This window comes from Niallia sp. Sow4_A1, from assembly GCF_052116745.1.
GTDB lineage: Bacteria > Bacillota > Bacilli > Bacillales > Cytobacillaceae > Niallia > Niallia hominis.
The window spans coordinates 1-21,449 of record NZ_JBQKKM010000006.1; the positions used below are offsets into that span (position 1 = coordinate 1).

Sequence of the window (21,449 nt, forward strand, 5' to 3'; positions counted from 1 at the left end):
TCATAGGGAAGACCTCTTTTCTAGGATTGGTTGTGGTGACTTAATTCTACCAAGAGAAGGTCTTCCTTTTTACATGGAAATTTTCATTTACACAAAATATTTTATACTCTCTTATACTTTGTAAACAGCTCTTATGTTTTATATAATAAACATGTTATATTATTGGTGGAAATAATCGTACCTATTACTTAATATATTGTTAGTAGAAGTATCTTGCAGGAGGAATCGGAGAATGAAAGTCATAAAAATCGCACCTCGAGGTTATTGCTACGGTGTTGTTGATGCAATGGTAATTGCCAGAAATGCTGCTTTAGATAAAACACTGCCTCGTCCCATCTATATTCTTGGAATGATTGTTCACAATAAACATGTTACAGATGCATTTGAAGAAGAAGGCATTATCACATTAGATGGAAAAAATCGAAAAGAAATATTGGAAAAAGTAAACTCGGGTACAGTAATTTTTACTGCACATGGTGTATCACCAGAGGTACGTAAAATAGCGGAAGATAAGGGATTAGTTACATTGGATGCAACTTGTCCAGATGTAACTAAAACCCATGATTTAATTAGAGAAAAGGAAAAAGAAGGTTACTATATTATTTATATAGGAAAAAAAGGTCATCCTGAGCCAGAGGGAGCCGTTGGTGTGGCTCCACATGCTGTCTCATTAGTAGAAACGCAGGATGATATTAGCAGATTAGAGATTAATAGGGAGAAAATTCTTGTTACAAACCAGACAACGATGAGTCAATGGGATGTAGCTGATTTAATGGAAAGCATTAAAGATAAATTTCCACATGCTGAATTTCATAAAGAAATCTGCCTAGCTACACAAGTAAGACAAGAAGCAGTTGCTAAACAAGCTGGAGAAGCAGACGTATTAATTGTTGTAGGAGATCCCAAAAGCAATAACTCCAATCGTTTAGCCCAAGTTTCTGAAGAAATTGCCGATACAAAGTCATATCGTATATCAGACATTTCGGAACTAAAGCTTGAGTGGCTAAAAGATGCAAACAGTGTTGCCGTTACAGCAGGAGCATCGACACCAACCCCGATTACGAAAGAGGTTATTAATTTTCTAGATCAATATGATCCTGCAGATGAAAGCACATGGCAATTGGAAAAGAAAGTTCCTTTAAATAAAATCTTGCCAAAAGTAAAGGTGAAATAATATTGAAACAAGCGTTCACTATAAAGTGGGACGCTTGTTTTTCTAATTTTTGCTATTATTCCTTTGGTTGATGAACGCCATTTTTCTCTTCTTAATTACTGCTTTTGGTTTTCATTCCCTTGATGATGTCCACTTTTCTCATCCAAGCTTCTGCTTTTGGTTTTCATTTACTAGATAAACACAACTCTTCCCACAACATATTTCTTTGACTAAGTGTGTGAGCTTTTTCGGTTATTAAATTTTAAATTCATAATCATTCATTTTCCAATTGAACAAAGAAAGCAGACAAACTCCATTAAAGTTTGCCTGCTTTTATATCTCTAAAATCTTCCTTATATAAAAGTAAACGGATCTGTATGAATAACGGAAGGAAAAATCTCCACCTCATAGCCTTTGTCTTTACACATTTCCGTTAAAACCTTTGCCACTCCTGCCTTCATCACTTTTTCTACATTGTGTCCTGGATCAATAATATTTAATCCTAAAGCGTCAGCATCATGAGCAATATGATAATACATATCTCCTGTAATATAAACATCGGCGCCTTTCCTTAAAGCATGGGAATAATATTTATTACCGTCTCCGCCTAGGACTGCCACTTTTTTGACCTTCGCATCTAAATTTCCGACTACGCGTACCCGGTCAACTTCAAGAACTTCTTTGACATGATTAGCAAATTCTAATAATGTCATCTCATTCACTTTACCTATTCTACCTAAGCCTAATTGCTCCCCTTCTATTTGTAAATCATAGATATCATAAGCAACCTCTTCATAGGGATGGGCTTTAATCATCGCTTTTACTATATTCTTTTCTTTGGAAGCTAAGTAAACTGATTCTATTTTTGCTTCTTCTACATGCTCTAATTTATTTACCTTGCCAATGTATGGGTCTGCTCCTTCTAACGGTTGAAATTCACCAATACCGTCCGTCGAAAAAATACAATGACTATAATTTCCGAGTGTACCAGCACCTGCATCACCTATAGCTTTTTTCACCTGTTCAGCATAATTTTTAGGTACATAAACAGCTAATTTCTTTAATTTATCCTCATAGGTTGGAACTAATACTTCAGCATCTTGTAATCCTAAAGCCTCACTTAAAAGGTCATTTACCCCACCTTTTGCGACATCAAGATTTGTATGAGCAGCATAGACTGTAATATCATGTCTAATTAATTTATGCATTAATCTTCCAGATGGATTATCCATCGTTATTTTAGATAAAGAACGAAAAATGGGTGGATGATGAGCAATTATTAAATCCACTCCTTTTGAAATTGCTTCCTCCACTACCTCATCAAGAACATCCAATGCTACCATAACACGCTTAACAGGTCTGCTTAGATCTCCTACTTGTAACCCTATTTTATCGCCTTCCATTGCATATGCTTTAGGGGAGAATTGTTCAAACAATGAAATTATTTCATAACCATTAATTGTCTTCATTCGTTATCACCTCATCCACTAATTTAATCTTCCTCTCTAGCTCTTTACTTTTTTGCGTATTTTCTTCTGATTCAGGTGCAGACTTCAAATTTGTAAGTATTCTCTGCCAATTTTTTTTCTCATGTGTCCATTTTTTAACGAAGGCAGCATTTTTTTCTTTCATTAAAAATGGTCCAAATAATAATGCTTTCTCTTTATTTAATTCATACAATGGGCGGGAATCCCCTTTTTCAGCTACCAAAACCTCGTATATTTTTCCATCTTCCTCCAAAATTTCTTCATCTATTAAAATCCAATCATTTTTCAATAGCCACTCTCGAATGGAAGATGCACTAACATTAGGCTGTAAGATCAGTCTTTGAACAGAATCTTTTAGTTTATTCTTGCCGTTCTCTAAAATTGTTGCGATTAATGTTCCACCCATGCCAGCAATCGTTACACAATCCACTTCATTTGGTTCGATTACTTCTAAGCCATTTCCTTTTCTTACAGAAATATTTGAAGACAATCCTTCCTGTTTTACTTGTTTAACAGCAGATTGGTAAGGACCATCAACCACTTCTCCTGCAATGACAAAACGAACATTATTTCTTTTCACCATATAGCATGGCAAATACGCATGATCAGATCCAATATCTGCAAATTTTGCATTTTTAGGTATGTATTTTGCAACGGTTTCTAATCGTTTGGATAATTTATCTGTATTCATTACTAACACCACATTTCAAATTCTAGTTAAAGCAAATACTTTGATACAAGAAGTATCACCAGGAGAAAGGTCCCAATAAATGCGGAAATCGTAAAATATAATAATTTATATTTCTTTCCACATAAATACCAAAATAAGCAATTAAGGAATAAAATGATATATAAAAATATTATTTCATTAGAAAAAAATTTCAAACCAAAAACTACACTACACAAAAGAATGATAATTGCTGCAACAGTGGCTGGTATATCTACATTCCACTCATTTTTATTATACAAAAAAATACCGACAAAACAAAAAATCAGAAAAATTAGTGAAATAGCCATTTGCAAAATGAAAGACAATTCAGTAAAATATAATAAAAATATAGTTATTGGAATGAAAGAAAAGTATAAAAGGGAAAAAATGAATAAGATGCTTTTGCCTTCTTTCTTTACCTGACTTTCTTCCACACCATTTCCTTCTGTATACAATGTGAGTAAATAATCACAATAATGTTCTGGAAGCATTTTATTTTCTTTCCAATAAGCTATTTCCTTTACAATAATCATTTTTCTCTGGTCTTGCATCTTTAGCATCACTTCCTTTTATTTAAGTAATAACTAAGTGAAAAAAGCGCATTAACATTTCTAAAACTGAAAAAAAAGAAATAGCCACTTCATACAGGAAGTAAACTATTTCTTTATGGAATCATATTGAAGATTACTAAGCCGTAAGCTACTTACTCTAAGAAATCTTTCAATCGTTTGCTTCTGCTTGGATGTCTTAACTTTCTTAAAGCTTTTGCTTCAATTTGACGAATTCTTTCACGTGTTACACCAAATACTTTTCCTACTTCTTCAAGTGTACGTGTACGGCCATCGTCAAGCCCAAAGCGCAATCTTAAAACATTTTCTTCTCTATCTGTTAATGTATCTAATACGTCTTCTAATTGCTCTTTAAGTAATTCATAGGCAGCATGCTCTGAAGGAGAAGTAGCATCTTGGTCCTCAATAAAATCGCCTAAATGAGAATCATCTTCTTCACCAATCGGTGTTTCTAAAGAAACAGGCTCTTGCGCTATTTTTAAAATTTCTCTTACTTTGTCTGGTGATAAATCCATGTCTTCTCCAATTTCTTCAGGAGTTGGTTCGCGGCCAAGATCCTGTAGTAATTGACGTTGCACACGAATTAATTTATTTATGGTTTCAACCATATGAACAGGTATACGAATTGTTCTCGCTTGGTCCGCAATTGCACGAGTTATTGCTTGACGAATCCACCATGTTGCGTACGTACTAAATTTAAATCCCTTTTCATAATCAAACTTTTCAACAGCTTTAATTAAACCCATATTTCCTTCTTGGATTAAATCAAGGAACTGCATTCCACGTCCAACATAACGTTTAGCAATACTTACAACTAAGCGCAAGTTAGCTTCTGCAAGACGGCGTTTCGCTTCTTCATCGCCTTGTAATATACGTTTTGCTAAATTAATTTCTTCTTCTGCTGAAAGTAAATCTACTCTTCCAATTTCTTTTAAATACATACGAACTGGATCATTAATTTTTACACCTGGGGGAACACTTAGGTCATTTAAATCGAATTCTTCCTCCCCTTTTGCAAGCTCTTGGACATTCGGTGCTTCTTCTTCACCATCACCGATTAATTCGACTCCCTGATCACCTAAAAATTCATAAAACTCATCCATTTGGTGAGAATCTAATTCAAAACTGGATAACTTCTCAGCAATATCATCATATGCGAGCACACCCGTTTTTTTACCTACTTCTGTTAATTGTTCCTTTACCTGATCAAGGGTTAATTCCGTTTCAATCTCTTTTGAACGGGCAGACTTCTCAGCCATATGTCCCCCTCCTTCCAAAAAATCAAGACAATAATATACTATTTTAACGTTTTTTCTAATAAAAGGACTTCCATGCCAATTTGAGCAGCTTTTATATAGTCATTTTGACGTTCTGCATCTTTCAGCATTTGCTTCTTTTCCTTTATTTCAAGCAATTTCTCATAATTAATGATTTGTTTCATATAATCACTAATTTCTACTTCACTTACCTCTTCATTCACTTCCATCATTTCGATTTCAGCTACGATCCGTTGTAAGTCTGGATCGTCAATAAAATTCATAAATGAACTTGTATCGTTACCAAAACCCTTTTCATAATAAGCAAGAAGATAAGTAAAGATCGCTTGGTGTTCATCAATATTAAATGCTTTTCCCTGTAAAGAGTCTTGCACTTTGTAGGCAATATCCTCACTTTTAAACATATGTGCAAGCAGTCTTTTTTCCGCAGTATGATATGCTGGTAATAATCCAGTTGCCCGTTTTTTAACCGTGTATTGTTTGACAGGAACTACACTTTTTTCAACAGCATTTTCATTTGGAACTGATTGTTCCATCTGCATCTCTTGCTGCTTTAATGCCTCTAAAGAGAGAGAAAACTCATCTGCTATCTGTCGTAAATAAAGGTCTTTTTCTACCGCCTTCTCCAGTTTAGCAATTTCTCCTATTACTTCTTCTATATAAGCGAGTTTATCTCCTTCATTTTGAAGATTTTTCCCTCTTCGATAGTAAAGCATTTTAAATCCCATGAAAGGTATGCTTCCATGAAGTATTTCCTGTTGCAATTTATCTTCCCCAAATTTGTTCACATAATCATCTGGGTCCATTCCATCTGGTAACATCACTACTTTTACAACACAATTAGCCTTTGTAAGAAGCTGTCCTGCACGAAAGGCTGCTTCTATCCCAGCTGAATCAGAATCATAACAAATCGTTACATTTCGTGCGTTTCTTTTTAGAATTGTGATATGCTCCTCCGTTAAGGAGGTCCCCATTGTCGCAACACTGTTTTCAACTCCCGCTCTTGTTGCAGCTATAACATCTGCAAATCCTTCGAAAAGAACGGTATGTTGAAGCTTTCGTATTATAGGCCTTGCTTTATGAAAATTGTAAAGTGTATTGCTTTTATTAAAAATTGGAGTTTCTGGACTGTTAAGGTATTTGGGATTATTATCCCCTAAAGCACGTCCAGAAAACGCAATTGTGTTACCATTTCGATCATAGATAGGGAATATTATTCGATCGCGAAAACGATCAAAATATTTCTCATCCCTTTCACTTTTTACAATCAAACCAGCTTTTTCTAATAGCGAAACATCAAATTTACGTTTCCCTAAAAACTTCACAGCTAAATCCCAGGAATTAAGTGTATAGCCTATTTGGAACTTTTCAATGATAGGTAAAGTAAAGCCCCTATTAGACAAATATTCTAATGCATGCTGACCATCCTTTGTGTTTACGAGCAAATGATGGTAGAATTTAGATAATAAATCATGTGCATCAATCATTTGCTGTAAATTTTCTGGAATGGCTGGTTTTCTTTCCAGCTCAGACACTTCGATACCTAATTCAATATTCGCACGGTCAGCTAAACTTGATGCAACTTCTACAAAAGAAGAGCCTTCTAAGTCCATAAGGAAAGTAAATACATTTCCACCTGCATGACAGCCGAAGCAATGGAATATCTGTTTATCTGGCGATACAGTAAAAGAAGGTGTTTTTTCGCCGTGAAAAGGACAAAGACCGATAAAATTGCGCCCTTGTCTTGTAAGGGATACATGTTCTCCAATGATTTCAACAATGTCAGTAGCCTGTTTGATTTCATTGAGTTTATCTTCAGGAATGCGCGCCACCATTATCTACACATCTCCCTACTTATTGCCTACTTTAAAGAATTATTCGACGTAACCAATCGATTCTCCTTCAACTTTCGACAAAATCCTTATAAAATTTCTTCTGAATTTTTGGCGATCCTCTTCTGTATAAGGTTTTGGCCCTTTCCCATATACCCCTTTTCGTCTTGCCTTAGCAGATAAATATCGCATATCAAGTGCAGTATTTATAGTTTTCTCCTCAAATATTACGCCCCTAGGGGAGAGGACAGTAACTTGCTTTAACAATAACGTAGAGGCAAGGCCAATATCTTGAGTGACGACAATATCCTGTTTTTTGGTAGCATTCATAATAAATAAATCTACAGCTTCTTTATCGCTATCCACATACTTCCACTTTTGTTCGTCATTTTCTTTCATCATATGTGCATAGGATGCAACGAATAGCAATTCATAATGATAATAAGAAGCTATTTCGACAATATCTTCTTTTACAGGACAGGAATCAGCATCAACATATACCATATGTTTCCCTAATGTACTATTAATTCTACATCACTCCACATATTCCTTCTTCCTAAATAATTTTTTCACGAAAGAAGTAATGTCGAAAATTTTTTTATCCCTTTCCTTGACTTCTCACAATAAATAGTTTATTCGTAAAAAGCCAAGTCTAAACCTAAAACATGATACTTTTTTATCACAATTTTTTATTATAGTATAAATTCACTTGAAATTCCATCTTTTTTTATCTATAATTATTCCTTTTATGCCATACTAGAACCAAAATACATACAAAAAATAAATTAAGATAGGTCATTAAATTAATTTTATTAAATAGAAATTATCTTTGCTAATTTATTTTATGAACACAACCATTTTTAGAAACGGCCATTTAAATAGGACGAGAAATAGTTCACTTGAAAATTATTGAAACACAAGTTTTTCATAATTAAAAACTTGATTCTCCACTATGAGAATCAAGCTTTTACCAATTAATCTCACTAATATCAAGCAGTTATCTGTCTGTGCTATACTTAGATCTATAATACAAACTGTGAATAATATTTGCTGTTTCTTCCACTGCTTTATTTGTAACATCAATAACTGGACAGCCAAGTCGATTCACAATGTCCTCAAAATAAGTTAGCTCTTCTTTTATTCTTTCAATTTGCGCATAACTCGCTTTGTCACTTAATCCAAGAGAAATAAGGCGCTCTTTTCTAATATTGTTTAATTTTGTCGGACTTATTTTTAAACCAAAACATTTACTCGCCGGTACTTCAAATAACTCTTTTGGCGGGTCTACCTCTGGCACAATCGGTACATTTGCTACTTTGACTCTTTTATGGGCTAAAAATTGGGAAAGTGGTGTTTTAGAAGTCCTCGAAACACCAATTAATATGATATCAGCCTTCTCTAAACCTCTCGGATCCCTGCCATCATCATATTTCACAGCAAATTCTATTGCCTCCACTTTTTTAAAATAGTCTTCATCTAATTTCCGAACAAGTCCTGGTTCATAAAGTGGAGTCTTTCCCCATAACACTTGAAACTGATCAATAATTGGTCCAATTATATCGCATGCATATACTCCTTCTTGCCGAGCTAGCTCACTCATATAATTACGGATTTCTGGTTTAACAAGTGTATAGGCAATCATTCCATGCTCTTCTTTTGCTTGCATTACTACTTCATGAATGTTTGATTTATCCTCTACAAAAGGAAATCTTTTTATAAGCACATTAACATTGTGGCCGGAAAATTGGCTGATTGCTGCTTTTGTTACAAGTTCAGCTGTTTCACCAACCGAATCAGATACAACATATATAATTTGTCTTTCAGTCATTTTGTTCCTCCACAATTCCATCACGATTATTAGACAAGTCTACAAACGCTCTAGTAATATTAGTTTTCGAAACTCTTCCTATTACAAGAAGACCATTCTCCGTTTTTTCTACAACTGGGAGTGCATCAATTTCTCGATTCATTAATTTACAGCCAACATCTACTAATATTTCCTCTTCAAAACAATACGTGACATTCGGCATCCTTGTCATAATAATCGCAACTGGCAACGAATTTAACTCTTGTTTACCAATACTTGCTCGCAATAGATCTTTACGAGAAACAACTCCTGTTAATGTGGAGTTCTCATCAACGACAAAAATGGTTCCAACATCTTCTGTAAACATAATTACGATTGCATCATATACAGAGGAATTTTCATGAACCACAACTGGATGTGAATAATAATCCTTCACTAATATATTGCGTATATTATCGATTACTTGTCTTTCCGAGTTTTTTCCCGTATAGAAGTATCCTACTCGAGGTCTGGCATCTAAAAAGCCCGCCATTGTCAATATCGCTAAATCAGGTCGAAGGGTTGCCCTTGTCAAGTTTAATTTATCTGCAATATGCTCACCTGTAATTGGGCCACTCTCTTTTACTATTTCAATTATTCTTTCTTGCCGTTTGTTCAGTTCGATCTCCTATTCACCACCTTCATTTAGGTAACGATATCTACTAACTATTATATACGAAATAGGCGGAATCAAAAGAAAAAGAATCCAAAGTTATCTATTTTATCTATAATATTTAAAACATTTGCTCGTTCTTTTCCTTATCACGCCATTAAATTCTTACAAAACGAAACTAGGTAGGGGTGGCCCTGCCTAGCTCTTTTTAAAACAATTTAATTCTTACTTTACAATTATTTCGTTTACACTTGCAAATCCTTTAATATAGGAAGCTATTTCCACCATCAGATTTAATCGATTTTCTTTCACTTTTTCTTCATCAGCCATAACCATAGTATGATCAAAGTATGCTGAAATAGCATCTTTTAAGGAGAATAATAAATCAAAATATTCTTCTTCATTTACCTCTGAATTTATTTTTTCCATTACATCTTGAAAACGATTATAAAGTTCATGTTCATATTCGTTTTCAAATAAACTTGGATCAACCGGGGAAATTGTTGTTACCTTATTAGAAATATTGATGATTCTGCTTAGGGCTTCAATTCCTTCTTTAAAATCGGCAGCTCCCTTGCGAAGCTCAAGAACGCTTGCTTTTCTTAACACACTTGCTGCTCCACCAATTTTTTCTGCTAATATGGCATCAATCATATCATAACGAATGCCTTTTTCTTGTAAAATATGCTTCACACGCAATTTAAAGAATGAAAGAACGGAATCAACTAGTTCTTCACCAGCTACTTTTAAAGAATGTGACATTGCATTTATGGTGAGATCGACTAAGCTCTCAATGGATATACTCCAGTTTTTATCAATGAGCGTCTGCACAATTCCTGTTGCCTGTCTTCTTAAAGCGTAAGGGTCTTGTGATCCTGTCGGAACCATGCCAATACTAAAGAATGAGACAATCGTATCTAGTTTTTCAGCAAGTGCCAGGACTGCCCCTACATTACTCTTAGCTGTTTCATCCTCCGCATGGCGCGGCATATAATGTTCGTTTATCGCAGCAGCTACTACTTTTTTCTCTCCCTTTTGCAAAGCATACCGTTCTCCCATTAATCCTTGCAGTTCTGGGAATTCATAAACCATATTGGTAACAAGGTCAAACTTTGCAATTTGTGCTGCTCTATCAACATCCTGTTGTTCTTCTTTTGTTAAATTTAGCTTTTCAGATAAGGAAGCGGCAATTGCTCGCACTCGAGCAACTTTTTCTGCTAAAGTGCCGATTTCCTCGTGATAAACAATCGTTTCCAACTTTTTAAGAAGATCATCAATTACTAGTTTTTGATCTTCTTTATAGAAGAATGCTGCATCAGCAAGTCTTGCTCTAAGAACTTTCTCATTTCCTTTTGCAACTTTTTCTAAATGTTGATGATCACCGTTACGAACAGTGACAAAGTATGGCAACAGCTTTCCTTCCTTTGATTTCACTGGGAAATAGCGTTGGTGTTCCTTCATACTAGTGATTAATACCTCTGTAGGCAATTCTAAAAACGACTCTTCAAAAGTACCAAATAATGTAGTTGGATATTCAACTAAATTGGTTACTTCATCTAATAAATCTGCATCGATTGGAATCACCCAATTATTTTCTTCCTCTAATTTTTTAATTTGAGAAACAATAGCCTCTTTACGTTCGTCAGCATTAACCATTACATACTGAGCTAACATTTTTTTCTCATAATCAGATGGATTGTTGAAAACAATTTCTCCACCAAGGAAGCGATGACCGAGAGATTTATTGGAAGTTTCTACATTGGCGATAGAAAAAGGTATTACTTCCTCGCCGAATAATGCGATTAGCCATTTTATTGGGCGTATGTAACGTAAGTCATTATTTGCCCAACGCATATTTTTTGGAAAAGTTAAGCTTAAAATCAATTCTTTTAATTCAGGCAATAACATACTCGTTTGTTGTCCTTTTATGAACTTTTTAACGTGAGCATACTCTACACCATTTATTTCTTTAAAATATATATCTTCTACTGTTAAACCTTGTCCTCTAGTAAAACCAGCAGCTGCCTTAGACCATTCTCCGTTATCACTTTGCGCAATTCGTTTGGCAGGACCTTTTGCTTCTTCTTCCCTATCTTGCTGTGATTCATCTAAACCAGCAACAACTAGTGCCAATCTACGAGGAGAAGAAAATGCATAAACAGAAGTATAGCCTAATTGCTTTTCACTAAGCCATGACTCCATTTTTCCCTTCAATGCCTCTATGCTAGCAGGGATGAAGCGAGCGGGCATTTCTTCTAAACCAATTTCCAATAACAAGTCTCTTTTATTCATGACTTTCTCCCTCCTTGCTTTTTAAAATTGGGAATCCTAATTTTTCTCTTTCTTCGTAGAATGTTTTGGCAATCTTACGTGCTAAATTTCTACATCTTCCAATATATCCCGTTCTTTCCGTAACAGAAATAGCCCCTTTAGCATCCAATAGATTGAAAACATGAGAGCATTTTAATACATAATCATAAGCAGGATGTACTAGACCCTCGTCCATTTGTCTATGTGCTTCTTTTTCATAAATGGAAAATAAATTAAATAGCATTTCTGTATCAGATGTTTCAAATGTGTATTTACTATGTTCAAATTCTGGTTGATAAAAAATATCTTTGATTGTAAACCCATCTGTCCACTCTAAATCAAAAACATTCTCTTTATCCTGAATGTATGATGCCAATCGTTCAATCCCGTATGTTATCTCAACAGATACTGGCTTACATTCAATACCGCCAACTTGTTGAAAATAAGTAAATTGTGTGATTTCCATGCCATCAAGCCATACTTCCCATCCGAGACCAGCACAGCCTAGAGAAGGATTCTCCCAGTTATCCTCTACAAAACGGATATCATGCTCAAGTGGATTAATGCCTAGTGCCTTTAAAGAATCTAAGTATAGTTCTTGAATATTATCTGGCGATGGCTTCATGATAACTTGAAATTGATGATGCTGATATAGGCGATTGGGATTTTCACCATATCTTCCATCAGCAGGTCTTCTCGATGGCTCTACATAAGCCACATTCCAAGGCTCAGGACCTATCGCTCTTAAAAAAGTGTAAGGACTCATTGTTCCTGCACCTTTTTCCACATCATATGCCTGCATCAAAATACAACCATAATCTGACCAATGTTTCTGCAATGTTAAAATCATGTTTTGAATATTCATTGCTTAAATACACCTCCGAAATTGATAAATCATTATTTAGCATAGAAACTTTAGCCGAGACCTTTTAAATTTAGAAACACAAAAAAACTCTCGTCTCTATGCCAAATTTTTGACATAGGGACGAGAGTTAACCCGCGGTTCCACCCTATTTGCTGTATACATACAGCCACTTTCATACGCAGTTGCTCCAAGAACGCCTTCCTTAATACTCATGCACTTGGCTTTCACTATCCCAAGCTCGCTTTTCATGAGGAGAAATAAGTACTACTTTCTTTTCAACGCAACACTCTTATTTACATGAATAATAGCGAAATTTTTTTTGATTGTCAACCTTGCAACCAATTGGAATCAAAATTTAGTTATTATGTAAAAGCATCTCCCAAATTTTTCATGGATTGGATAAACTTTTTAGATTTCAAATATAACCCTGAATATTCTTCATAATAAGCATCAATAATCATACTAAGTTCTTTCTTTGTCGTATCTTTTACTGAAATACTTCCTAGTCGAGATATATCCATATAATAAAAAATCCGGAGAAGCTTCACAGTAGCCTGAGAAATTTTATAATGATATAGATCTTTTTCCAAGCATTGATGGCAGACCAATCCTCCTTCTCGTATGGAAAAAGAAAAATGGCCTTCTGTTGCTCCACAAAAAACACAACGATCTAATGTTGGATATAACCCCAAACCGTTTAACATTTTTAATTCATAAATGTTCACTAGAATTTCCGGGTCAAATTCTTCATTCATATAATTCAAAGTTTGAAATAATAATTCGAAATGAAAAGGATTTGGCTTTTTTTCATCTGTACATTTGTCAGTAAGCTCTACTATGTAGCTTGCATATGCGGTAAGAAAAATATCCTCTTTTAATCCACGCATGCTAGAAATAATATCGCCCTGCTGCAAAAGACCTAATCCACTACTACGCTGAACGAGAAAATAGCCATAGACAAAAGGTTGGGTTACAGCAGAAAGTCTGCTGTTTGGCTTTTTTGCACCTCTTGCCATAACCCCAACCTTTCCCCATTCTCTTGTAAAGAGAGTAACAATTTTATTTGATTCACCGTAGTCAATTGATCTAATAACAATTCCTTCACACTTTTCCAGCATCACCATTCACCATCCCTTACTATAAGGACAGCGCTATGAGATGGGATAATCAAGTTCTGCTAGTTCCTCTTCTTGCATTCCTGGTATTTCATGATTAGTCTTTTCTAATTCTTTAAAGAGTAGATAAGTATCAATGTTACCTGTTTTGGAAAAAACTTTCCAGGTAAAGTCTAACATGTAAAACCCCACCTTTCGATTTTAACTAGCTGTTTATAACTTTAATCTTATCATAGCCTGTCTTTATAAAATCATGAGACGAAAATATTGTTAATTGATCGCATGTATAATTTTTTAATACCTATGAATTCAAACCATGACGGTTTTTGCAGGTCGAGTAAAATATATCTATTCGCTAAAAAAACAACTAATTAATATTCGTCTTCTCTAAAGCCGAAGTCACGGAGCTGTGTCATTTTATTACGCCAATCTTTTTGCACCTTTACCCATAACTCTAAGTAAACCTTATTTCCGAGAAGATTTTCGATATCTGTTCTCGCTCTTTTTCCAATCTCTTTCAGCATGCTTCCTTGTTTACCAATAATAATCCCTTTTTGAGAATCACGCTCAACGATGATTGTTGCCATTACATTAATAACATCGTTTGGTTTTCTCTCCATTTTCTCAATGACGACTGCAAGGGAGTGAGGAATTTCCTCTCTTGTTAAATGAAGTGCTTTTTCTCTTATTAATTCTGAAACAATAAAGCGTTCTGGATGATCGGTTACTTGATCAGCCGGATAAAACTGTGGTCCTTCTGGCAAATATTTTTTTATTTGCGTTAATAATGTTTCCACATTATTTCCCTCTAAAGCAGAGATAGGAATAATCTCTTTAAATGGATATTTTTCTTTATATGATTCAATAATCGAAAATAATTGATCTGGATGAATTGTATCAATTTTATTAATCACTAAAAATATCGGCGTCTTAACTGTCTGGAATTTTTCAAGAATAAATTCTTCGCCTTTTCCAAATCCTTCTTCCGCATTAACCATGAAGAGGATTAGATCCACTTCTTTCAACGTATTTTGGGCTACCTTCATCATAAAATCACCAAGTCGATGCTTTGGCTTATGAATTCCAGGTGTATCAATAAATATGAGCTGGGAATCATCTGTTGTTAATACACCTTGAACTTTATTTCTCGTCGTTTGTGGCTTGTCGCTCATTATGGCAATCTTTTGGCCAATTACGCGATTTAAAAACGTAGATTTTCCTACATTTGGTCTTCCGATAATGGATATAAATCCTGATTTATGCTCTGATTGGTTATTAATGTTCATGTAAATCCTCCGGTGAAAATGCTCCTGGCAATAATTCTGCCACAGTTAATGTTTGTATGTCGCCTTTTAAATTTGTCAATACTACTTCCATGTCTTTAGGACACAGCTCAGAAATTACTTGTCTGCAAGCCCCACAAGGAGAAACAGGTCCCTCTGTATCAGCAATAACGACAAGCTTCTTAAAGCTAGTATCACCTTCTGATACCGCTTTAAACAAGGCTGTTCTTTCCGCACAGTTTGTCATACTATAGGCTGCATTTTCAATATTACAACCATGATAAACGGTTCCATTTTCGGAAAGAAGCGCCGCACCTACCTTGAATTTCGAGTAGGGAACGTATGCTTTCTCACGAGCAAGCTTAGCTTCTTCTATTAGAAGTTCTTTTTTCATGTAAACCCCTCTTTTCCTTTGCAGTTTTTTATTTCCATTTTGCAGTTAACATTTGGGTGTATAAATAGACGCTTAAATGGCGGCGAGTTGTCAATTGTCTCGACTCACTTACCATTTTTTTTAGTAAAGCTTTATCTTAAAATAATATCTTACATTTAGTTATCCCTTTGTAAGAAGGAATATATTAGCCTTCAAATTATTTTAAAGAAAAGTATCAACGTTTACAAACTTTCGTATCAATTGACCCTATTTACTATGTACTGTCTTAAAATTATATACTAATTTGTATTTACAATAAAGGGGCAGAAGTAAGGAGTTTGTCGCTTATTGTTTGTTTTGGCTAGATGGCCAAGTATTAGAATTTTACTGCCTGTATTTGTCTATAGCAATATCTTTATTAAAAGCCTAAAACAAAAAGGCTATCAAAAAAACTAGACCAAAAGCCAAATGCATTCTTTAGCTATTTTTCGTCTAGTTTTACTAGATAACCACTCTGTTTTTATTTTTTTAGCCGCCCGTAATAGCTTCCACTATTTTTGGAATAAAAATGATTCCACCGACTATAACAGAAAGAATCGCTGCTACAAATACAGCACCTGCAGCTATATCCTTAGCCTCTTTTGCCAATGGATGGTATTTATCGGTAACAAGATCTACCACGCGTTCAATGGCTGTATTTATTAGTTCTAAACTTATTACTAAGCCAATACAAAAAGCAATAAACAGCCACTCTTGTTTTGAGAGATCATTTATAATCCCTAATACAATGACAAAAATCGAAATAACCAAATGAATCTTTACATTTCTTTCTTGTTTAATAGCGGTTAATATTCCTGATATAGCTAAGCGAAAGGAGGATAATTGACTGTTTTTGCGAATTCTTTTATCTTTGTAATCCGAATTCATCTAAAATATCCTTTTGAAGAGTAAACATTACTTCTTCTTCTTCCTTTGTCATATGGTCATATCCCAATAAATGCAAAAATCCATGAACAGATAAAAATCCAAGTTCTCGCATATAAGAATGACCATATTCTTTTGCCTGCTCCTCCGCTTTATCAATGGAAATGACAATATCTCCTAACATTCTAGGAAGTCCTTCGCCAACTAATGGTGTCTCCCCTTCTCCTAATTCCTCAAGTGCAAAAGAAATAACATCTGTTGGTTGGTCTTTTTCTCTATATTCCTTATTTATTTCTTGAATTTGATCATTATGGACAAAAGTGATTGACAACTCAATCTCTCCCTGCAGATTTTGTTTTTTCGCTGCAAATTGAAGAAGTTCATGAATTTTGGTTATTTCACTTTCCTTTATTTTTTCCGTTTCATCAATAAAATCAATCTCTAAATTCATATTCTACTTCCTTTACTTTTTCATTTCAGGATATTCGATTCGTGAATGAAAAATCCCTTTTAGTGTTTCGCTCAATGTATTTCGAACAATATCTAATTCCTTCAATGTTAAATCACATTCGTCTAATTGTCCATCTTGCAAACGGTCAGAGATAATGTTTTTAATTAAAGAATCAATTTGGTCTGTTGTAGGAGCATTCATGCTTCTAACTGCGGCTTCCACACTATCTGCAATCCCAATAATGGCTACTTCTCTTGTCTGTGCCTTTGGGCCAGGGTAACGGTAATCACTTTCATTTACCTCTCCACCCTTTTCTTTTGCTTTAAAATAAAAATATTTTAATAACGAAGTTCCATGATGCTGTTCCGCAATATCGACTATTTCCTTCGGAAGCTTGTATTTTCTTAACAATTCAGCGCCATCTGTGGCATGGGCAATGATAATATTTTTACTTGCCTGTGGTGGAATACGATCATGGGGATTTCCCATATTCATTTGATTTTCAATAAAGAAGTGTGGTCTTTTTGTTTTACCTATATCATGATAATAACAGCCCACCCTCGCTAGTAAACCATTAGCTCCAATTGCTTCACAGGCAGATTCCGCTAAATTAGCAACCATAACACTGTGATGATAGGTGCCAGGCGCTTCTGTTAAAATTTTACGTAAAAGCGGATGATTTGGATTTGATAGCTCAATTAACTTGATTGTAGAAAGAACACCGAATCCTGTTTCAAGGAAAGGAAGAAATCCAATCGTTAAAACAGCGGAACTTATCCCTGAAATTATTGCCAGCAATATAAAAACACCATATTCCTTTGCACCATAATGACCATTTTGCAAATACAATATCGCTAATATGGTAACAATATTGATGAAAGAAATAAAGAATCCTGCATAAAGAATATTGGTACGTTGATTTCTTTTGTTTAGAAAGAGTATTCCTGCTAAACCACTTGCGATAATGTAAATACCCATGCCTACATTAAAAGTTCCAGCGACCCCTTCATTAAACATAATCATTCCACATATCGCAAGGATAATCGTTACCAAAATGGCTGATTTTTCTTCCATTAATATTTTTATTAGCATAACCGCCATCGCCGCCGGAAAAATATACCCGATTTCCGTATATTCAAACTGCTGAAATACACTTATTGTTTTCATCAGTACGATGGTTACACTTAATATGATAAAGAACATTAAATAGAATAGAATATTTTTCTCCGTTTCCTTTGTTGTTCTTTTAAATATATAAAAATATAACAACGAAAGTATTGCTAAAATAATGATACATAGACCGATAAATGGTTGAATCGAATTATCACTATCTAACAAACCAACAAGTTCAAGCTGTCTTTGAATTTCTCTGCTGATCAATTGTCCCTCTTCCACCAAAACCTGCCCTTGAAGGACCCTTATCGACTCTACATTATCCACTGCTTGTTGACGCATTTCCTCTGTTGCTGTCGGATCATAGAACTCATTTTGAATGATTGCAAACCTACCTAGATCAATACTTGCGCTCTTCAAATCAGATGTCAAACCATCATTGACTTTTAAAATATCCTCTACTCTTTTTTTAGCATTTTCTACTTCATCTGACGGAATCTTTCCGTTCATCACTGTATGTATTGCTGTAACTGTAATATCTTTTGCTATTTCTAATTGATCTTCTGAATAAGGAATAAGGGATTTTAAAGATCGATCCATAATTTCGTTCGTTACTTCATTTGTTAGCTTTCCTTTTAGCAACTCGAGCTTTTCATCAACAGTTGGTTCTTTTATTGACTCCTTATCTTTATCGTCTTCTTCCGCTTTTTTTCGTTTTTCTTCTAATTCTTTCTCTACTTCATTATTTACTTCTGTAACAGAATCAAATATGGAAGATATTAAATCGACACGATTTTGTGCAATTTCCTTATTTACAACATATACATCCTGTACCTGGTTTTTCGCTTCTTCTTTCTTTTTCTCCGTACTTTCCTTATCTTCTACCGTTATTGGTGAACGAATCGTTTGATCTGCTACAGAAAAAAGCTGCACATTTAATTTTTCTGGCTTTACGTTTCCATAGAGGGTAAAGAATAAAATGACACCAATAAGAACAAAAAGAGTTATTTTAAAAAAAGTGATATTCATTAGTTTGATTAAATTATTACTTATTCTCTGCCAAATGTTCATATTTACCTCCTATCGTTAAAAAATAGGTTGATTTGCTTTCATATTCTCATCTTGAACCTATTTCTTCATCCTTAACCTATCTAGTTGTAACTTCTTACTATGCAGTTGGTTTGAGGCTTAACCTGCACTTTCTATATAGATAAGTAAAGCCGCTATCGCATTAGAAAAAAACTTATGATATGTAAAATGATAACAGTTTTTTCGATTGTTTTCACCCTTTTTCGAAATAATTCATGTTTCTTAAAACTTAAACAAATAAAAAAAGAACAATCCCCTAAGTAATGAGATTGCCCCTTTGAATGTTAATTTTCCTGCTTTCCATATGCATTGATAATTTTTCCAACTAGCGGATGTCTTACAACATCGCTCTCTTCTAATTGTACTAAACCTATTCCGTTCACTTTTTGCAAAATTTGTTCTGCAACCACTAAACCTGATTTGACACCTTTTGGCAAATCTATTTGTGTTTTATCACCAGTAATCACCATCTTGGAACCAAATCCAAGTCTTGTTAGAAACATTTTCATTTGTGCATTGGTTGTATTCTGGGCTTCATCCAATATAACAAATGCATCATCCAATGTTCTACCACGCATATATGCGAGTGGGGCTACTTCAATCGTGTTTCGTTCAATTAAACGTGTTGTATGCTCCATACCAAGGACATCGTGCAGTGCATCATATAACGGACGTAAATACGGATCCACTTTTTCTTTAAGATCTCCCGGCAAGAACCCTAAGCTTTCGCCAGCCTCAACAGCAGGTCTGGTTAATATGATTCTATTCACTTTACCGCTCTTTAAAGCATTTACTGCCATTACAACGGCTAAATACGTCTTCCCAGTACCTGCAGGACCAATACCAAACACTAAATCATTTCGTCTAATAGATCGGATATACTCACTTTGACCAATCGTTTTTACTCTAATGGATTTTCCTTTAACCGTTTTGGCTATTTCTTCATCGTATAATGACCCGAAGTATTCGAGTGTCCCTTTCTTTGCCAAAGAAATCGCATATATCACGTCTCGTTGACTAATTGACACACCCTTTCGGATGACTTGTAAAAGTTTCTCAACAATTTCTCCAACAAGCTCTATCGAATCAGGACTTTCAGAAGAAACAAGCAGCGTTTCTCCTCTTGTTACGATGTTACAATCTAATTCTTTTTCAAGTACTTGCAGATTGCTATCTCCATTACCAAGTAAAGCAATAGCTTCGTTTGGATCTTTCAATTTAACATTCATCGTTTTTAAATCTTCTGTCATTCTGTATCTCCTTGAGTTAGAGGTTGTGCTTTCGCAATGTTTTCTATTGTTGTAAAAGCTATATTTAGTTTTACTTTACCATTCTTTATATCGCGTTGTAAAATTTTTTCTTCCTTAATTTTCCCATCTTCACCAATTCGTTTCAATATATCCTTCCTCGCATCTTCCTTTCCTTTCTTTACAGCTTCTTTCTCACTATATCCTCTTTTTACGATTTCCTTTTCTCGATACGTTTTATCGACAACCTTAATTGGTAACTCCCATTTAAAAAACTTAACGTTCGTTTCATTCTCCTCTTTTTCATACTCCTTATACTCCATTTTCCCAAAACCCCATATTGGGATATTCCACTTACCAAGCTTTATATAAAATTTTTGCTTTTCTTCTCCATTAAATACTTGGAACGTTGTTTCTAAAGGAACTGTTACTTCTGTCGTATACCATACTTCGCCCCATACTTTCCCTTTAGCAGAAACATTTTTGGTATGATCTTCCTTTCCTATTGTGCCAGCAACTAATAATTGTCCTTTTCTTACCACTTCATTAAGTGTATATTGTTTCGTACCAGATTCCACAAAATCTGTTACGATTGTCGCTTTTTTCGTTGCCACTAAGTTTTGTGGTCCCACTTCTTCTTTTTTCTCGGGTTCATTTTTTTCCACAACTTGGAAATGATAAGTTGTCCCTTTTAGCTCCACACCAATCCATGTAATTGCATCAATATTATTCGTTAATTCCGCTTGGATTTCATCTAATTCTTTTGCAAAAAATTGAGACTTCCCAATTTTAATATCCATCTTATCAAGCTGCTTACGTATCTGATATTCTGTTGCTGGATTCGCTCCTTTAATTTCGATTCCCCAAACCATATTTGATAAGGCAATAACTAATCCAAGAAAGAGGAAAATCCCAATAACAAACCCACTGTTCTTCCACAATCTTTTATATAGAAATGGAGCTCCAGCTCTGCGCTGAAACTCTATTTTTACTCCGCTTCCTCTCACTAAATGACGAAGTCGGTGAACTTTTTTCAAACTAATTTGAAAAGTTACAGCATGCGGTCCATGTTTCTTTACGTTCCAGACAGAAATATCATTTTTTAATAGCCTATTTAAAAAGCGTTCCAATCCTTTGCCATTAGCTTTCACTGTAATTATCCCTGTTATATATTCTATCCAATGATTTTTCAT

Annotated in this window: 20 protein-coding genes and 1 other annotated feature; of the genes, 1 reads left to right on the forward strand and 19 read right to left on the reverse strand. The window is 34.7% G+C overall.

The window, feature by feature from the left end:
• Positions 1 to 232 precede the first annotated feature (232 nt).
• Positions 233 to 1,174 (forward strand): 4-hydroxy-3-methylbut-2-enyl diphosphate reductase, encoded by a 942-nt coding sequence (locus ACTQ5K_RS04850; RefSeq protein ID WP_235248021.1) that lies wholly within the window; start codon positions 233 to 235, stop codon positions 1,172 to 1,174.
• A gap of 332 nt (positions 1,175 to 1,506) precedes the next feature.
• On the opposite strand, the gene ACTQ5K_RS04855 is transcribed toward ACTQ5K_RS04850, so the two are convergent.
• The 19 genes from ACTQ5K_RS04855 to yqfD form a co-directional block, all read right to left on the reverse strand.
• Positions 1,507 to 2,622, reverse strand: coding sequence for a Nif3-like dinuclear metal center hexameric protein (locus tag ACTQ5K_RS04855; RefSeq protein WP_235248019.1), 1,116 nt, complete (start codon positions 2,620 to 2,622; stop codon positions 1,507 to 1,509).
• Positions 2,609 to 3,331, reverse strand: coding sequence for a tRNA (adenine(22)-N(1))-methyltransferase (locus ACTQ5K_RS04860; RefSeq protein ID WP_235248017.1), 723 nt, complete (start codon positions 3,329 to 3,331; stop codon positions 2,609 to 2,611). Before ACTQ5K_RS04860 ends, ACTQ5K_RS04855 begins: the two co-directional genes overlap by 14 nt.
• 26 nt (positions 3,332 to 3,357) lie before the next feature.
• Complete coding sequence (locus tag ACTQ5K_RS04865) at positions 3,358 to 3,882, reverse strand: hypothetical protein (RefSeq protein WP_235248015.1); 525 nt, start codon at positions 3,880 to 3,882, stop codon at positions 3,358 to 3,360.
• A 170-nt stretch (positions 3,883 to 4,052) separates the two neighbouring features.
• Positions 4,053 to 5,177: an RNA polymerase sigma factor RpoD gene (rpoD, locus tag ACTQ5K_RS04870; RefSeq protein ID WP_016202990.1), complete on the reverse strand. Its 1,125-nt coding sequence runs from the start codon at positions 5,175 to 5,177 to the stop codon at positions 4,053 to 4,055.
• A gap of 38 nt (positions 5,178 to 5,215) precedes the next feature.
• A complete protein-coding gene (dnaG, locus tag ACTQ5K_RS04875; RefSeq protein ID WP_251627506.1) occupies positions 5,216 to 7,030 on the reverse strand; it encodes a DNA primase in 1,815 nt (604 codons plus the stop codon).
• A 39-nt stretch (positions 7,031 to 7,069) separates the two neighbouring features.
• Complete coding sequence (locus ACTQ5K_RS04880) at positions 7,070 to 7,531, reverse strand: YaiI/YqxD family protein (protein WP_031536615.1); 462 nt, start codon at positions 7,529 to 7,531, stop codon at positions 7,070 to 7,072.
• 493 nt (positions 7,532 to 8,024) lie between these two features.
• On the reverse strand, positions 8,025 to 8,855 hold the full coding sequence (locus tag ACTQ5K_RS04885; RefSeq protein ID WP_031536614.1) for a pyruvate, water dikinase regulatory protein: 831 nt from the start codon (positions 8,853 to 8,855) through the stop codon (positions 8,025 to 8,027).
• Positions 8,848 to 9,498 (reverse strand): helix-turn-helix transcriptional regulator, encoded by a 651-nt coding sequence (locus ACTQ5K_RS04890; protein WP_035416268.1) that lies wholly within the window; start codon positions 9,496 to 9,498, stop codon positions 8,848 to 8,850. Before ACTQ5K_RS04890 ends, ACTQ5K_RS04885 begins: the two co-directional genes overlap by 8 nt.
• A 213-nt stretch (positions 9,499 to 9,711) precedes the next feature.
• Positions 9,712 to 11,778, reverse strand: a complete 2,067-nt coding sequence (gene glyS / locus ACTQ5K_RS04895) for a glycine--tRNA ligase subunit beta (RefSeq protein WP_031536612.1) — start codon at positions 11,776 to 11,778, stop codon at positions 9,712 to 9,714.
• Positions 11,771 to 12,661 (reverse strand): glycine--tRNA ligase subunit alpha, encoded by an 891-nt coding sequence (glyQ, locus tag ACTQ5K_RS04900; RefSeq protein ID WP_031536611.1) that lies wholly within the window; start codon positions 12,659 to 12,661, stop codon positions 11,771 to 11,773. The genes glyS and glyQ overlap by 8 nt, the downstream gene beginning before the upstream one ends.
• Before the next feature lie 113 nt (positions 12,662 to 12,774).
• Positions 12,775 to 12,949, reverse strand: a binding site (T-box leader).
• Positions 12,950 to 13,023: 74 nt separating this feature from the next.
• Positions 13,024 to 13,779 carry a DNA repair protein RecO gene (gene recO / locus ACTQ5K_RS04905; RefSeq protein ID WP_251627503.1) on the reverse strand — a complete coding sequence of 252 codons (756 nt, stop codon included), beginning with the start codon at positions 13,777 to 13,779 and terminating at the stop codon, positions 13,024 to 13,026.
• A 33-nt stretch (positions 13,780 to 13,812) separates the two neighbouring features.
• Positions 13,813 to 13,956 carry a YqzL family protein gene (locus ACTQ5K_RS04910; RefSeq protein WP_065429142.1) on the reverse strand — a complete coding sequence of 48 codons (144 nt, stop codon included), beginning with the start codon at positions 13,954 to 13,956 and terminating at the stop codon, positions 13,813 to 13,815.
• A 191-nt stretch (positions 13,957 to 14,147) separates the two neighbouring features.
• Positions 14,148 to 15,062, reverse strand: a complete 915-nt coding sequence (era, locus tag ACTQ5K_RS04915; RefSeq protein WP_031536609.1) for a GTPase Era — start codon at positions 15,060 to 15,062, stop codon at positions 14,148 to 14,150.
• Entirely contained in the window at positions 15,052 to 15,453 is a 402-nt protein-coding gene (gene cdd, locus ACTQ5K_RS04920; protein ID WP_031536608.1) for a cytidine deaminase, read from the reverse strand. The genes era and cdd overlap by 11 nt, the downstream gene beginning before the upstream one ends.
• Before the next feature lie 507 nt (positions 15,454 to 15,960).
• On the reverse strand, positions 15,961 to 16,359 hold the full coding sequence (locus tag ACTQ5K_RS04925) for a diacylglycerol kinase family protein (RefSeq protein ID WP_031536607.1): 399 nt from the start codon (positions 16,357 to 16,359) through the stop codon (positions 15,961 to 15,963).
• The gene (gene ybeY, locus ACTQ5K_RS04930; RefSeq protein ID WP_031536606.1) at positions 16,337 to 16,807 is read right to left on the reverse strand and encodes an rRNA maturation RNase YbeY; all 471 of its coding nucleotides are present in this window, start codon (positions 16,805 to 16,807) and stop codon (positions 16,337 to 16,339) included. Before ybeY ends, ACTQ5K_RS04925 begins: the two co-directional genes overlap by 23 nt.
• 12 nt (positions 16,808 to 16,819) lie before the next feature.
• Positions 16,820 to 18,991 (reverse strand): HD family phosphohydrolase, encoded by a 2,172-nt coding sequence (locus ACTQ5K_RS04935; protein WP_235247998.1) that lies wholly within the window; start codon positions 18,989 to 18,991, stop codon positions 16,820 to 16,822.
• Between the two features lie 302 nt (positions 18,992 to 19,293).
• Entirely contained in the window at positions 19,294 to 20,259 is a 966-nt protein-coding gene (locus ACTQ5K_RS04940; RefSeq protein WP_031536604.1) for a PhoH family protein, read from the reverse strand.
• The gene (gene yqfD / locus ACTQ5K_RS04945; RefSeq protein ID WP_441993765.1) at positions 20,256 to 21,449 is read right to left on the reverse strand and encodes a sporulation protein YqfD; all 1,194 of its coding nucleotides are present in this window, start codon (positions 21,447 to 21,449) and stop codon (positions 20,256 to 20,258) included. Before yqfD ends, ACTQ5K_RS04940 begins: the two co-directional genes overlap by 4 nt.